Here is a 13902-nt window from a genome sequence, read left to right as displayed (position 1 = left end):
ATGAAGCTGCGCACCGTGCCCGCATCCACCGGCCTGCAATGGGTCCGGCTGGGCGTGAAGACCTTTCTGCGGCAACCCCTGGCCATGTCGGGCCTGTTCTTCATGTTCATGGCGGTGGTGTCGGTGCTGGCTCTGGTGCCGTTTCTTGGCACCGCCCTGGCCACCCTGCTGACCCCGGCGGTCAACCTGGGCCTGATGTCGGCCTCGCGCGAGGCCGAGGCCGGGCGGTTCCCGATGCCCAAGCAGCTGGTCACCGCCTTCCGTGGCGGCCCCGCCAAAACCCGGGGCATGCTCACCCTGGGCGGTCTGTATGGCCTGGGGCTGCTGGTGATCCTGCTGCTGGTGGGCCTGCTGGAAGGCAACCCCGAGGGCGCCGCCACCATGACCGCCGAGGAGGCCATGCGCAGCATGGTCACCAGCCCCGCGCTGTGGTTCGGGCTGGTCGCCATGATGCCGCTGCAGATGCTGTTCTGGCACGCGCCCGCCCTGCTCTTCTGGCACGGCGTGCCACCGGTCAAGAGCCTGTTCTTCAGCCTGATGGCCTGCTGGGCCAACAAGGGCGCGCTGCTGGTGTTCCTGCTGGGCTGGACCGGGCTGTTCGTGGCCTTCAGCGTGTCCCTCAGCCTGCTCAGCGCCCTGCTCGGTGGCGCGCAGGCCGCAGGCCTGATCGTCTACCCGGCGGTGCTCTTCATGGCCTCGATGTTCTTCACATCGATCTGGTTCACGTTCCGCGACAGCTTCGACGACAGCGAGCCCGCAGGGGTGGTGGCGACGGACGACTTCGCGCCCCACTGAGCGGCCTCCAGGCCCCGGCGACCGTTGCGGTGCAACTCCATCGCCCGCAGGAACAGCGCTTCAACCTGCAAGGTGATCTGCGGCCAGTCCAGCGGCTCCACCGAGGCGCGGGCCTGCCCGGCGGCCCGGGCCACCCGTCCCGGCTCCCGCGCCAGCGCTACCGCCATCTGCACAAAAGCCTGCGGGTCGCCGGCCGGCACCGTCCAGCCGTTGTGGTCGGTCTGCACCCATTCGGCCGCGGCAGCGCAGGCACAGGCCAGCACCGGCAGCCCGCTGGCCAGGGCCTCCAGGGTCACGTTGCCAAAGGTCTCGGTGAGGCTGGGAAACAGCAGCAGGTCGGCCGAGGCGTAGCTGCGCGCCAGCTCGGCCTGGGTCTGCGAGCCCATGAACCGCGCCTGCGGGCAGCGCCGCTCCAGCGCATCGCGCATCGGCCCGTCGCCCACGAACACCAGGCGCACACCCTCGTGCACCGCCTGCATGGCCTCGAAGGCCTCCAGCACCAGGTCGAGGTTCTTCTCGGGCGCCAGCCGCCCGACCACCAGCAGCACCAGGTCGCCGGGGCCGGCGCCCCAGTGCGCCCGCAGCGTGTTGTCGTGAAGGCCGGGGTCGAACAGCCGGGTGTCGACGCCGCGCGCCACCACCTGCAGCCGCTCGAAGCCCTGTGACAGCAGCTCGGCGCACAGGGCGCGGGTGGGCACCATGGTGCACAGGGTCTGGTTGTGGAACTTGCGCAGGTAGGCCTCGATCGGCCGGCGCAGCCAGCCCAGGCCGTAGTGCTGGCTGTAGCTGTGGAAGTTGGTGCGGAAGTCCGACGTGACCGGGATGCGCAGCTGGCGCGCCGCCTTCAGCGCCGACCAGCCCAGCGGCCCCTCGGTGGCGATGTGGACCAGGTCGGGGCGCTGCAGCGACCACGAGGCCATCAGCGCCTTGCGGCCCGGCAGCCCGAGCTTGAGCTGGGGGTAGCGCGGGATCGGCATGCCGCGCATCAGCTTTTCTTCGAACCCGATGTCCCGCGCGCCGAGGTCGCCGCTGGCCTGCCGGGGTCGCACCAGCTGCACCTGGTGGTTGCGTTCGCACAGGCCCTGCACCAGCCGCGACAGCGTCAGGGCCACACCGTTGACTTCTGGTGGCCAGGTTTCCGTGACCACCGCCAGGCGCAGAGAGGGGTGCGCCGCGGGGAAGTCCTGCAGCACAATGTCTTGGGCGTCGGGTGTCTTCATGCGCCAATGGTCCGCATGGGGTGCAACAGATTTGTGACAGCGCGCCCGCCGATGTGACCGAGGCAAGACCAAACTGTGAAGCCCCGGTGTTGTCACCGCGATTTCACGCAATCGCGACACGATGCGCGCACCCCAAACCCTTGCAGGAGCCCGCATGACCGCGTTTTTCGACGCCCTGAAGACCCAGCGCTGGGACGACCACCGCTACTACCACCACAACCGCATCAACCAGACGCTGCACTTCATCAGCGCGGTCAGCTTCGTGGTGGCCTACGGGTGGCTGTTCATCGATCCGGTGGTCTCGGCGCTGATCGGCTGGCTGGTGTCGATGACGACGCGGCAGTCCGGCCACTTCTTCTTCGAACCCCTGGGCTACGACCATGTGAACCAGGTCACCAACGAATACAAGGAGGAGATCAAGGTGGGCTACAACCTGCGCCGCAAGGTGGTGCTGATCGCCATCTGGGCCGCGGTGCCGCTGGCGCTGCTGGCCAGCCCCGACCTGATGGGCCTGATCGAGCCGCACACCGACTGGACGGGCTACGTGCGCGACGTCGGTGCCGCCTGGCTGGCGCTCGGCGTGGCCGGGCTGCTGTTCCGCACCGTGCAACTGTTCTTCCTCCGCGACGTGCAGACCGGCCTGGTGTGGATGACCAAGATCCTCACCGACCCGTTCCACGACATCAAGCTCTACCACCGGGCCCCGCTGCAGCTGCTGCGCGGCGAGCTGTACGACCCCGCGCACGGCCGCGCCTGACGCCGTTCAAGGGCGTGCGGTCCTCCTCGTCATGCGCCCGGTCGGCGCCCCAGGGCGGTGGCGATCACCTCGCGCAGGATGCCGCGGCGGATGCCCCGGTTGCTCTGCCCCGCCACCGGTGCCCACCAGCCCTGCTCGCGCATGTCGCGCCCGGCGCGCACGAACTTTTCCAGCACGGCGTCGAAGTCGGCGTCGCTGACGTTCAGGCTGAAGATCAGCCGGCCCGTGCCCACCCAGCTCAGCGCCACACCGTGCCAGCGCAGCAGGTACTGCAGCATCCAGTTGTAGCGCGAGGGCTCGGTGTAGTTGATGGTCCAGATGCTGTGCAGGTTGGTCGCGCGCATGGGCAGGCCCTCGCGTTCCATGGTCTCGTTGAAGCGCCGGGCCCGTGCGTTCCAGCGCTCGTCCTGCCCTTCGTACACCGCCTGCACCTCGGGCGTCTGCAGACGCTCCAGGAACACCGACATGCCGCCCATCACCCACGGGTGCGCGTTGAAGGTGCCGCGCGCCAGGCAGAGGTCGGCCGGCCGGTCGGCGCGGAAGCGCTGCATCAGCCCGTGGCGCCCGCAAACCACGCCCACCGGGTAGCCACCGGCGAGCGTCTTGCCGTAGGTGACCATGTCGGCCTTCACGCCGAAGTACTCCTGCGCGCCGCCCGGTGCGAGCCGGAAGCCGAGAAACACCTCGTCGAAGATCAGCACGATGCCGCGCTCGGTGCAGACCTCGCGCAGGCGCTGCAGCCAGGCGGTGTAGGCGGCGCGGTCGAAGTGGGCCTGCCGGCCGCTGTCCACCAGGGCCGAATCGGCCGGCGGCACGCGGTTGGGGTGCAGCGCCTGCAGCGGATTGACCAGCACGCAGGCGATGTCGCGGCGGGTGCGCAGCACCTGCAGGCTGCGTTCGCTCATGTCGGCCAGGGTGTAGGTCTCGCGCGGCGGCAGCGGGTTGCCGGGGCCCGGCTGCACGTCCTCCCACCAGCCGTGGTAGGCGCCGGGAAAGCGCACCAGGTGGCGCTTGCGGGTGTGGAAGCGCGCCAGCCGCACCGCCTGCATCACCGCCTCGGTGCCGGACATGTGGAACGAGACCTCGTCCATGCCCGAGATCTCGCGCAGGCGCTGGATGTTGCCCGCCACGCAGGGATGGTAGGCGCCGAGCACCAGCCCCAGGTCCTGCATGCGGGCCGCGCCTTCGGCCATGCAGGCCTTGTAGAAGTCCACGCCGAACACGTTGACGCCGTAGGAGCCGGTGAGGTCGTGGAAGCGGAAACCATCCAGATCGGTCAGCGTCACGCCGTCGGCCGACTGCACGAAAGCGCCGACCTTGAGCCGCTCGCTCACGATGGGGCTGAACTGGAAGGGCACGCGGTAGCGGCCGGTGAACTGCAGGTCGGCCAGGCCTTCGCGGGCCTGCGCCGTCATCGCCAGCGTCTTCGGGTGGCGGCTGGCCAGACCGGCGGCGAGCGCCTCGAAGGCCGCGCGGCGCCGGGCCACCACCTCCGGCGCTGCGCCGTCGCAGGCGAAGAACTCGGTCTCTTCGTAGGCGTAACCCGGCAGCCAGCGCGCCAGCCGCTTAGCCATGCGCGAGTGCCCGGCCAGCGAGCGGTGCTTGGCGCGCGAGAGGTCGATCCGGCGCTTGATCATCGGCGCCGCGAGGGCGAGCGCGCCCGCCGGCAGGGCAATTTCCAACAAGGACATGGGTTCGGGCTCCAGAGGGGGTGTCGGCCCTGTTTCTATTTAAAGCGCGTGTCATCTCCATGAATCCCGTTGCCACCCTGCGCCGCATCGCGCAGCAAGAAGACCTCAACTTCCTGCTGACCAACCGCGTGCCCCGCATCGCCCTCACCCACGCCATCGGCTGGTGGAGCCGCATCCGCCACCCCTGGGTGCGCGACCTCTCGCTGGCGGTCTGGAAGGCCTTCAGCGACCTGGACCTGAGCGACGCGAAACAGCAGCGCTTCGCCAGCCTGCACGACTGCTTCATCCGCGAGCTGCGCCCCGGCGCCAGACCAGTGGACCCACGCCCCGGCGTCATCACCAGCCCCAGCGACGGCATCGTCGGCGCCTGCGGCCGCATCGAGGCCGTGGACGGCGAGCCCCAGGTGTTCCAGGCCAAGGGCTTTCCGTACAAGCTGGCCGAGCTGCTGGGCGACTCGGCCCACACCGCCGCGCTGTGTCGCGAACTGCAGGGCGGCAGCTATGTGACCCTGCGGCTCACGTCCAGCATGTACCACCGCTTCCACGCACCCTGCGACGCGCGGCTCGAACACGTCACCTACATCAGCGGGGACACCTGGAACGTGAACCCGATCGCGCTGCAGCGCGTGGAGCGCCTGTTCTGCCGCAACGAGCGCGCGGTGCTGCACCTGCGCCAGCCCGATGGCGCGCGCCTGCTGCTGGTGCCGGTGGCGGCGATCCTGGTGGCGAGCATGCGCCTGCACGCGCTGGACGTGCCGCTGAACCTGCGCTACCGCGGCCCCAACGAGCTGCCCTGCGACGCGCCCTGCACCAAGGGCCAGGAGCTGGGCTGGTTCGAGCACGGTTCGACCATCCTGGTGTTTGCACCGCCAGGGCACGTGCTGGCGCCGGGGCTGGCCACCGGGCAGACGCTGCGCATGGGGCAGCCGTTGCTGGTGCGCGAGGACAGGCGGCGTTCAAGCTGACGTCAGCTTTCTTTCACAAAACCGTCATCAAAAGCCGCTGGCCGGCCGGTAAGCTCGGTTGAACGGTTGTCTGACACCACGTCCGCACCGAACCACCAACGTTGGAAGAAAGGCCTCATGTGAAAGCCCTGAAGAAAGCCCGCAAGCTGATCGAAAACGCGCCCGAGTCCAGTGAAGCGCGCATCCTGTCGGCCCTGGTCGTCGCCCTTGAGTCGGAGGCGGCCTACCCGGTCAACGACCTCTACAAGCTCAACTTCGACAACTTCGAACTCGCGCTGGACCTGCTCAAGGAATGGCGCCTGGACCGCTACTACATGAGCAAGGTGCGCCTGCTGGACCTGTCGGTGCAGCTCGGCGACATGGAGAAGGCCGCAGCCGCCCCGGCCGCCCGGGAGGCGACGGCCAAGGCGGACTGAACCGGCCCGGGCTAGCGCCACCAGGGCGGCAACGCCCCGCGCTGGCGCAACTGCACGCGCCAGCGCTGCAAGGCCAGGAACTCCACCAGCCCACCCGCCAGACCACACACCACCACCCCCGCCTGCACGCACCGGCACAACAGGGTCGGACGCGCGGGGCGGCGGGAAGGATCGCTGAAGCTGGCGGTCATGTTCTCTTCATTGCACAGGTCGGGCCCCCACGGTAGGGCCGGTCTGTGACAACCCTGTGTCAACCCCCATGAGCACCGCCCACCCGCTGCCCGAGTTGCAGACGCTCGAACGGCTGATCGAGCTGGGCGGCCAGCACCTGCAGGCGCGGCCGGTGCGCCATGTCGCCATTCCCGGCGGACCCCGCTTTCCGGTCTGGGCCATCACCCTGGGCAACCCCGATCCGTGCTGCCCGGGCGTCGGTTACTTCGGCGGCGTGCACGGGCTGGAGCGCATCGGCGCGGAAGTGGTGATCGCCTTCCTGCAGAACATCGTCACCCGGCTGGGCTGGGACCGTTCGCTGCACCGCCTGCTGGAGGAGGTGCGGCTGGTGTTCATGCCCGTCGTGAACCCCGGCGGCATGTGGGCCGCGACCCGCGCCAACCCGCGCGGTGTGGATCTGATGCGCAACTCCCCGGTGGAGGCGCGCGAGAAGGTGCCCTGGCTGATGGGCGGCCAGCGGCTGAGCGCCGGCCTGCCCTGGTACCGCGGCCGCCTGGGCGACCCGCTGGAGACCGAGAGCGCCGCGCTGTGCGAGGTGGTGCAGGTCGAGCTGCTGGCGCGCCCGTTTTCGCTGGCACTGGACTGCCATTCGGGCTTCGGCATCAGCGACCGGCTGTGGTTCCCCTTCGCCCACACGCGCAAGCCCATCCCCCACCTGGCCGAGGTGCGGGCGCTCAGGACCATCTTCGAGCAGGCGCACCACCACCATCCCTACATCATCGAACCGCAGAGCGCCCAGTACCTGACCCACGGCGACCTCTGGGACCACCTCTACCTGCAGGCCTGCACCGACCCGGCGCGCACCTTCCTGCCGCTGACGCTGGAGATGGGCTCGTGGCTGTGGGTCAAGAAGAACCCGCGCCAGCTGTTCTCGCGCAAGGGCATCTTCAACCCGCTCATCGGCCACCGGCAGCAGCGCGTGCTGCGACGGCATCTGGCGCTGCTGGACTTCCTGGCGCGCGCCGCCGGCAGCCATGCGCAGTGGACACCCGCGCCGCACGAGCGCGCCGATGGCCACGCCCAGGCGCTGGCCGACTGGTTCTGAAAGGATGGCAGCCATGAGCAACTGGGTGTTCCTGCGCGGACTGACCCGCGAATCGGCGCACTGGGGAGATTTCCCGCAGCGCTTCGCAGCTGCTCTGCCCGGCGCCCGCGTGCACCTGATCGATCTGGCCGGCAACGGCCTGCGCTGCCACGAGCGCAGCCCGGCCGCGGTGGCCGCCATGGTGGCCGACGCCCGGGCGCAACTGCACAGCCTGGGCCTCACCGGCCCGGTGCACCTGCTGGCCCTGTCGCTGGGTGGGATGGTGGCCACAGAGTGGCTGCACAGCGCGCCCCAGGACATCGCGTCGGCGGTGCTGGTCAACACCAGCATGCGGCCCTTCAGCCCGCTGCACCACCGGCTGCGGCCGCACAACCTGCCGACGCTGTTGCGGCTGGTGGTCGGCCGCCCGTCGTCGGACACCGCCGAGCGGCTGATCTGGCGCATGACCAGCGCGCGCCCCGATGTGGACGACGCGGTGCTGGCCTCCTGGGTCGCTGCGCGGCGGCAGCGCCCGGTGCAGGCGGCCAATGCGCTGCGGCAGCTGCTGGCGGCGGCCCGCTTCCGGGCCCCCGCCCAGGCGCCGCAGCGGCCAGTGCTGGTGCTGACCAGCCGAGGAGACCGGCTGGTCAGCACCAGTTGCTCGGAAGCGCTCGCGCGGGCCTGGGGCAGCCCGCTGGCGCGGCACCCCGGCGCGGGGCACGACCTGCCGCTGGACGACCCTGGGTGGGTGATCGAACAGGTGCGCGACTGGGTGGAGCGGCGGTCGTCACGGCCATGACACACGAGGCGCATAGGCTGCGGCGCTTTGTGTCCATCCCTTCCATCGCCACCATGTCCTTGTTCCGCCTGACCGCGCCGGCCTTTGCATCCGCGCTCACCTTCGTCGCCGCATTCGCCACCACCACACCCGCCCTCGCCGTCCCGCCCACGGGCCGCTTCGCCATGGTCCACCACCTGCCGGTGGACGGCGTGGCCGAGATCATCACCGCCACACCCGACGGCCGGACCCTGCTCTACACCAGCGCCGACGCCGGTGCCCTGGGCCTGGTGGACATCCGCGACCCGGCCCGCCCGGCCCACCTGCCGCGCGTGGACGTGCGCCTGGGCGGCGTGGGTGAGCCCACCTCGGTGGCGGTCAGCCCCGACGGTCGCTACGCCGTGGTGGCCATGCGCATGGACGACGACGTGGCCAACGCGCGCCGCGGCTTCCTGCGCATCTACGACGTGCGCGACCCGCAAGCGGTCCGGCATGTGAAAGACATCACCGTGGGCGTCGGCCCCGACTCGCTGGCCCTGGCCGGCAGCGGCAAGACCCTGCGTGCCATCGTTGCCATCGAGGACGAAGAGACCGACGCCAAGGGCGACGCCACGCTGGACGGCAAGCGCCCCGGCCGCATCGACGTGGTGGGCCTGCAGGACCTGTACGTGGCCACCTCCAGCGGCCTGCAGAGCATCGAGCTGGTGGAAGCGCTGAAGTCCCTGCCCGGCGCGATCTACCCGCAAGACCCGCAGCCGGAGTTCGTGTCCATCTCGCCCGACGGCCGCACCGCCGCCGTGACCCTGCAGGAGAACAATGCCGTGGCGCTGATCGACCTGCGCCACCCGCGTCAGGCACGCCTGCTGCGCGTGCTCTCCGCCGGCACCGTGGTGCGCACCGGCAATGCCGACCTGCAGCGCGACAAGGAAATCGGCTTCAAGGACAGCTTCAGCGGCCGGCGCGAACCCGACGCCGTCACCTGGGTGTCGAACGATGTGTTCGCACTCGCCAACGAGGGCGACGGCAAGAAGGGCTCGGACGGTAGCCTGCCTGGCGGCCGCGGCTTCACACTCATGAACACCCGCGGCGCCGTGGTGTACGAGACGGGCGAACGCACCGAGCTGCACGCGGTGGCGCACGGTCACTACCCAGACAACCGCTCGGCTTCCAAGGGCGTGGAGATCGAGGGCATCACCAGCGCCCGCTTCGGCGGTCGGCCCCACCTGTTGGTCGGCTCGGAGCGCGGCTCCTTCCTGGAGGTGTACGAGGTCAGCAACCCGACGCAGCCGCATTTCGTCCAGCTGCTGCCCACCGGCATGTCTCCCGAAGGCATCACCACCATCACCCGCCGTGCAGATGGCCAGCAGCTCGCGGTCACGGCCAACGAAGGCGATGGGTCGATCAACCTCTACCGCTTCCATGCCCTGGGCGCACCTGCAGGCGAACCGCAGATCGTCGCTCGCGACGCAGGCTTGCCATGGGGCGCTCTATCGGGCCTCACCACCGATGGCAACCACCTTTACGCCGTGCCCGACAACGCGTTTGCGCAATCGCGCATCTGGCGTCTGAACATGACCGAGGCAGCACAGGGCCGGGTGGTGATCGACCAGGTGACGCCACTGACCGAAAAGGGCCAGCCACTGAAGCTCGACCCCGAGGGCATCGCGCGCGTGCCCGACGGTTTCTGGATCGCCTCCGAAGGTGCCACGGTCGACGGCAACGAGCTGGTCAAGGTGGACGCCGCCGGCGCAGTGCAACAGCGGATCAAACTGCCCGCCAGCATCCAGGCCAAGTTCGCCAGCGCCAAGACCAGCACCGGTTACGAGGGTGTGGCCGCCAGCGCCGATGGTCAGACGCTCTACATGGCCATTCAGCGTGGATTCGACCTGTCCAAGCCCCAAGCGGCCATCCTCAAGCTGCACCTGCCCACAATGACCTGGACCACCGCGCTCTACCCTCTGGAACAGCACAGCAAGGACGCCAAGACCTACTGGATGGGTCTGTCGGAAATCCAGCTGACCAGCGACGGCCGTCTGCTGCTGCTCGAACGCGACAAGGGTGGTGGCGAAGGACGGTCCATCAACGCCGAGGTCAAGCGGGTCTACAGCGTCAACGCGGCCGACGTGGTCGAGGGTGCGGTGCTGAAGAAGGTCCTGGTGAAGGACCTGCGCAAGGACTTCCACTGGATGCATGAGAAGGCCGAAGGCATGGTGGACTTCAAGGGCGCGCTCTGGGTTGTGAATGACAACGACGGCGCTGGCTGGACACGTCTCCTCAACACTGGCAAGCCTTGATGAAAGCACCATGACAGCGTTGATTGCTCCGTGTTTTGTAGCAACGGAGACACACTGTCACGAAACTTTTATGCCCGCCGGTTGCAATGGCGCCACCTGAATGTCTTTTGCATCAGGTGGGCATCCGCCCCACACGTTCCAACGAATCCATCAAGGAAACATCATGAAGAAGAGCCTGATCGCTCTGGCCGTGCTGGCCGCTTCCGGCGCCGCCATGGCCCAATCCTCCGTCACCGTGTACGGCCGCGTCGACCTGTCGGTTGGCAGCCTCAAGGAACTCGACAAGGGCAGCCAGACCAAGCTGTTCAATGGCGGCGACGGCGGCCTGACGACCTCGCGCCTGGGCTTCCGTGGATCCGAAGACCTCGGTGGTGGCCTCAAGGCCAACTTCAAGATCGAACACCGCTTCAACGCCGACGAAGGCACCTCGCAGGACCCGTTCTGGAAGGGCGAGTCGACCGTGAGCCTGGCCGGTGGCTTCGGTGAAGTCAAGCTGGGTCGCAGCTCCACCATCTATGACGAAGTGCGCGGCGTGGCCCTCAGCTCCAGCGTGTTCGACTCTGCCTTCACGCCCGCCTCGAACGGCGTCTGGGGCTCTGGCGGCGATTACAGCAGCCGCTTCAACAACAAGATCACCTACCAGCTGCCGAAGCTGGGCGGTGTGTACGGCGGTATCGAATACGCCCTGGACGAAGACGCCACGGTAGATGCCAACATGCTGGGCGCCAAGATCGGCTACAAGGCCGGCCCGCTGGACGTGGCTCTGGGCCTGCAGCAGGAAAAGGGCAAGGACAACGACTACATGCTGATCGCCGCCGCCTACGATCTGGGCGCCGTCAGCCTCTCGGGTGGCTACAACACCCGCCGCGGCAACGACGAGAAGGGCGACGACAATGAACTGACCGTGGGCCTGAACGTGCCCATGGGCAATGTCAACCTGTCCTTCGGCTTCGCCACCAGCAAGACCGAAATCGGCGGTTCCACCGCCGCCAAATCGTCCGGCTTCGGCGTCGGCGCCACCTACGCCCTGTCCAAGCGCACCAAGGTGTACGGCGGCTTCCGCTCGCACAACGTGAAGAACGGCGCCGGCTCCAAGACCGCCGACACCCGCCTGTTCGCCGTGGGCCTGCGCCACGACTTCTGAGGACCCTTTCCGGGGAAGTTGCGCAGGGGGAACTTCCGAATCCGCAATCAGAGTCTGCGCAACGTTTTGATGCCACCGGCGCTCACGCGCCGGTGGCTTTTTTCATTCCTCGACCGGGGTGAGCTTGGCCACGCTGAGCGCCAGCCACTTGACGCCATGGCGGCTGAAGCTGACCTGGGCACGGGCATCGGCGCCCGCGCCTTCGAGCGCCAGCACCTTGCCCTCCCCGAACTTGTTGTGAAACACCTTCTGGCCGGTGCGGATGTCGACGCCGCGGTCGGGCTCGCTGGCCTTGGGCGGAGGCGTACCGCTGCCGGTGGACAGGAAGCCCGGCGACCAGGCCGGGTTGGCGGCGGCCGATCCAGCGGAGGCGTACTGCCCGCGCCGACCGCCCTGCCAGCCGCCCACCGACGGCGCCGCGGCGGCCCAGGCGGCTTGCGGCGGTGTGAGCCACTTGAGGCAGGTCTCGGGCAGTTCGTCGAAGAAGCGGCTCTTCATGTTGTAGCGGGTCTGGCCATGCAGCATGCGCGTCTGCGAGTGGCTCAGGTACAGGCGCTTGCGCGCCCGCGTGATGGCCACGTACATCAGGCGGCGCTCTTCCTCCAGCCCGTCGCGGTCGCTCATCGAGTTCTCGTGCGGGAACAGGCCCTCTTCCAGGCCCGTGATGAACACGCAGTCGAACTCCAGGCCCTTGGCGGCGTGCACCGTCATCAGCTGCACCGCGTCCTGCCCGGCCTGGGCCTGGTTGTCGCCGGACTCCAGCGCAGCGTGGGTGAGGAAGGCGGCCAGCGGGCTGAGCGTCTCGCCGGTTTCCGCATCGGGGGCCAGCGATTCGTTCAGCACCGGCGCATCCGGGTCCAGGCCCTGGCTCACCGGGCTTTGGGACAACGAAGACCCGTGCTCGTCCACCGGCAAAGCCACCGCGTCGCGGCCAAAGCCTTCCTGCATCACGAAGCTTTCGGCAGCGTTGACCAGTTCCTCCAGGTTCTCCACCCGGTCCTCGCCCTCGCGCTCGTTGCGGAAGTGTTCGATCAGGCCGCTCTTGTCGAGCACCAGCTCGATGATCTCCTTGAGGGTCATGGCCTCCGTCTTCTCGCGCATCACATCCAGCAGCGCGACGAAGTTGGCAATGGCGGTGCCGGCGCGCCCGGTCACGCCGCTCACCGCGTCGTGCAGCGAGCAGCCGCTGGCGCGCGCCACGTCCTGCAGCTGCTCGACGCTGCGCGCGCCGATGCCGCGCGGCGGGAAGTTCACCACCCGCAGGAAGCTGGTGTCGTCGTGCGGGTTCTCCAGCAGCCGCAGATAGGCCAGCGCGTGCTTGATCTCGGCGCGCTCGAAGAAGCGCAGGCCGCCGTACACCCGGTAGGGAATGGCCGCATTGAACAGTGCGGTCTCGACCACGCGGCTCTGCGCGTTGCTGCGGTAGAGCACGGCCATTTCGCTGCGCGGTGTGCCCTCGCGTTCGAGCTGCTTCATTTCGTCCACCATCCACTGCGCTTCGGCGAAATCGCTCACCGATTCGTAGACGCGCACCGGCTCACCGGCGCCTGCGTCGGTGCGCAGGTTTTTGCCCAGGCGGCGGCTGTTGTGGCTGATCAGCTCGTTGGCGGTATTGAGGATGTTGCTGGCGCTGCGGTAGTTCTGTTCCAGCTTGATCTGGTGCTTCACCTGGAACTCGCGCACGAAATCGGCCATGTTGCCCACGCGCGCGCCGCGGAAGGCGTAGATGCTCTGGTCGTCGTCGCCCACGGCAAACACCGCGTTGCCCGAGGGCGGCAGGCCCTCGGTGTGCGGTGAGGAGAACATCTTGATCCAGGCGTACTGAAGCCGGTTGGTGTCCTGGAACTCGTCGATCAGGATGTGCTTGAAACGCCGCTGGTAGTGCACCCGGATCGGGTCGTTGTCGCGCAGCACCTCGTAGCTGCGCAGCATCAGCTCGCCGAAATCGACCACGCCCTCGCGCTGGCACTGCTCTTCGTAGAGCTGGTAGATCTCGACCTTGCGCCGCGTCTCGTCGTCGCGCACCACCACGTCGCGCGGGCGCATGCCGTCCTCCTTGCAGCCGCTGATGAACCACTGCAGCTGCTTCGGGGGAAAGCGTTCGTCGTCCACGTTGTGCTGCTTGCACAGGCGCTTGATGGCCGAGAGCTGGTCCTGCGTGTCCAGGATCTGGAAGGTCTGCGGCAGACCGGCCGCCTGGTGGTGCGCACGCAGGAAGCGGTTGCACAGGCCGTGGAAGGTGCCGATCCACATGCCGCGCACATTCACCGGCAGCATGGCGGTCAGGCGGGTCATCATTTCCTTGGCCGCCTTGTTGGTGAAGGTCACTGCCATGATGCCGCCCGGCCCCGCCTGACCGCTCTGCAGCAGCCAGGCGATGCGGGTGGTGAGCACCCGGGTCTTGCCCGAGCCGGCACCGGCCAGGATGAGGGCGTGTTCGGGCGGCAGGGTGACGGCCGCGGCCTGCTCGGGGTTCAGGCCCGCGACCAGCGGGGTGGGATCTTCAAACAGCATCCGGGGATTGTAGGAAGCGGCCCGCCATACAGCCCTTCGTATAGCCCCCATATTCCCAACCATCCCCCCGCGA

Annotated in this window: 11 protein-coding genes and 1 pseudogene; 8 read left to right on the top strand and 4 right to left on the bottom strand. The window is 68.5% G+C overall.

The window, feature by feature from the left end; genetic code table 11:
* A pseudogene (locus DD542_RS24170) lies at positions 1–684 on the top strand (BPSS1780 family membrane protein); the annotation flags it as partial.
* Here DD542_RS24170 and DD542_RS04135 read toward each other — a convergent pair.
* Positions 672–2015, bottom strand: a complete 1344-nt coding sequence (locus DD542_RS04135; protein WP_127804004.1) for a glycosyltransferase family 1 protein — start codon at positions 2013–2015, stop codon at positions 672–674. The pseudogene DD542_RS24170 and the gene DD542_RS04135 overlap by 13 nt on opposite strands.
* A gap of 154 nt (positions 2016–2169) precedes the next feature.
* On the opposite strand from DD542_RS04135, the gene DD542_RS04130 reads away from it, so the two are divergent.
* The gene (locus DD542_RS04130; RefSeq protein WP_127804002.1) at positions 2170–2772 is read left to right on the top strand and encodes a hypothetical protein; all 603 of its coding nucleotides are present in this window, start codon (positions 2170–2172) and stop codon (positions 2770–2772) included.
* 29 nt (positions 2773–2801) lie between these two features.
* Here DD542_RS04130 and DD542_RS04125 read toward each other — a convergent pair whose 3' ends face one another.
* Complete coding sequence (locus DD542_RS04125; RefSeq protein ID WP_127804000.1) at positions 2802–4463, bottom strand: aminotransferase class III-fold pyridoxal phosphate-dependent enzyme; 1662 nt, start codon at positions 4461–4463, stop codon at positions 2802–2804.
* 59 nt (positions 4464–4522) lie between these two features.
* Here DD542_RS04125 and asd point away from each other — a divergent pair, with 59 nt between their 5' ends.
* Positions 4523–5428 (top strand): archaetidylserine decarboxylase, encoded by a 906-nt coding sequence (gene asd / locus DD542_RS04120; protein ID WP_127803998.1) that lies wholly within the window; start codon positions 4523–4525, stop codon positions 5426–5428.
* Positions 5429–5547: 119 nt separating this feature from the next.
* Positions 5548–5844 (top strand): hypothetical protein, encoded by a 297-nt coding sequence (locus tag DD542_RS04115; protein WP_066159077.1) that lies wholly within the window; start codon positions 5548–5550, stop codon positions 5842–5844.
* Positions 5845–5855: 11 nt separating this feature from the next.
* Here DD542_RS04115 and DD542_RS04110 read toward each other — a convergent pair whose 3' ends face one another.
* Positions 5856–6035, bottom strand: coding sequence for a hypothetical protein (locus DD542_RS04110; RefSeq protein WP_066159080.1), 180 nt, complete (start codon positions 6033–6035; stop codon positions 5856–5858).
* A 68-nt stretch (positions 6036–6103) separates the two neighbouring features.
* On the opposite strand from DD542_RS04110, the gene DD542_RS04105 reads away from it, so the two are divergent.
* The 4 genes from DD542_RS04105 (at position 6104) to DD542_RS04090 (ending at position 11315) form a co-directional block, all read left to right on the top strand.
* Positions 6104–7120: a M14 family zinc carboxypeptidase gene (locus DD542_RS04105; protein ID WP_127803996.1), complete on the top strand. Its 1017-nt coding sequence runs from the start codon at positions 6104–6106 to the stop codon at positions 7118–7120.
* 13 nt (positions 7121–7133) lie between these two features.
* Positions 7134–7898 (top strand): alpha/beta hydrolase, encoded by a 765-nt coding sequence (locus tag DD542_RS04100; protein WP_127803994.1) that lies wholly within the window; start codon positions 7134–7136, stop codon positions 7896–7898.
* Between the two features lie 53 nt (positions 7899–7951).
* Entirely contained in the window at positions 7952–10171 is a 2220-nt protein-coding gene (locus DD542_RS04095; RefSeq protein ID WP_127803992.1) for an esterase-like activity of phytase family protein, read from the top strand.
* A gap of 163 nt (positions 10172–10334) precedes the next feature.
* Positions 10335–11315 carry a porin gene (locus DD542_RS04090; protein WP_164868336.1) on the top strand — a complete coding sequence of 327 codons (981 nt, stop codon included), beginning with the start codon at positions 10335–10337 and terminating at the stop codon, positions 11313–11315.
* A gap of 102 nt (positions 11316–11417) precedes the next feature.
* Here the strand turns inward: DD542_RS04090 and DD542_RS04085 are convergent, their stop codons facing one another.
* Positions 11418–13829 carry a UvrD-helicase domain-containing protein gene (locus DD542_RS04085; RefSeq protein WP_127803988.1) on the bottom strand — a complete coding sequence of 804 codons (2412 nt, stop codon included), beginning with the start codon at positions 13827–13829 and terminating at the stop codon, positions 11418–11420.
* Positions 13830–13902: the final 73 nt, after the last annotated feature.

Source organism: Hydrogenophaga sp. NH-16 (assembly GCF_004006415.1).
Classification (GTDB): Bacteria; Pseudomonadota; Gammaproteobacteria; order Burkholderiales; family Burkholderiaceae_C; genus Hydrogenophaga; species Hydrogenophaga pseudoflava.
Note: the sequence above shows the minus strand (reverse complement) of the source record. Positions and strands in the feature narration are given on the sequence as shown.

Excerpts from the sequence above, each read along its gene's own strand:
- DD542_RS04135 (WP_127804004.1), bottom strand. The coding sequence starts at position 2,015 with ATGAAGACACCCGACGCCCAAGACATTGTGCTGCAGGACTTCCCCGCG.
- DD542_RS04130 (WP_127804002.1), top strand. The coding sequence starts at position 2,170 with ATGACCGCGTTTTTCGACGCCCTGAAGACCCAGCGCTGGGACGACCAC.
- DD542_RS04125 (WP_127804000.1), bottom strand. The coding sequence starts at position 4,463 with ATGTCCTTGTTGGAAATTGCCCTGCCGGCGGGCGCGCTCGCCCTCGCG.
- asd (WP_127803998.1), top strand. The coding sequence starts at position 4,523 with ATGAATCCCGTTGCCACCCTGCGCCGCATCGCGCAGCAAGAAGACCTC.
- DD542_RS04110 (WP_066159080.1), bottom strand. The coding sequence starts at position 6,035 with ATGACCGCCAGCTTCAGCGATCCTTCCCGCCGCCCCGCGCGTCCGACC.
- DD542_RS04105 (WP_127803996.1), top strand. The coding sequence starts at position 6,104 with ATGAGCACCGCCCACCCGCTGCCCGAGTTGCAGACGCTCGAACGGCTG.
- DD542_RS04100 (WP_127803994.1), top strand. The coding sequence starts at position 7,134 with ATGAGCAACTGGGTGTTCCTGCGCGGACTGACCCGCGAATCGGCGCAC.
- DD542_RS04095 (WP_127803992.1), top strand. The coding sequence starts at position 7,952 with ATGTCCTTGTTCCGCCTGACCGCGCCGGCCTTTGCATCCGCGCTCACC.
- DD542_RS04090 (WP_164868336.1), top strand. The coding sequence starts at position 10,335 with ATGAAGAAGAGCCTGATCGCTCTGGCCGTGCTGGCCGCTTCCGGCGCC.
- DD542_RS04085 (WP_127803988.1), bottom strand. The coding sequence starts at position 13,829 with ATGCTGTTTGAAGATCCCACCCCGCTGGTCGCGGGCCTGAACCCCGAG.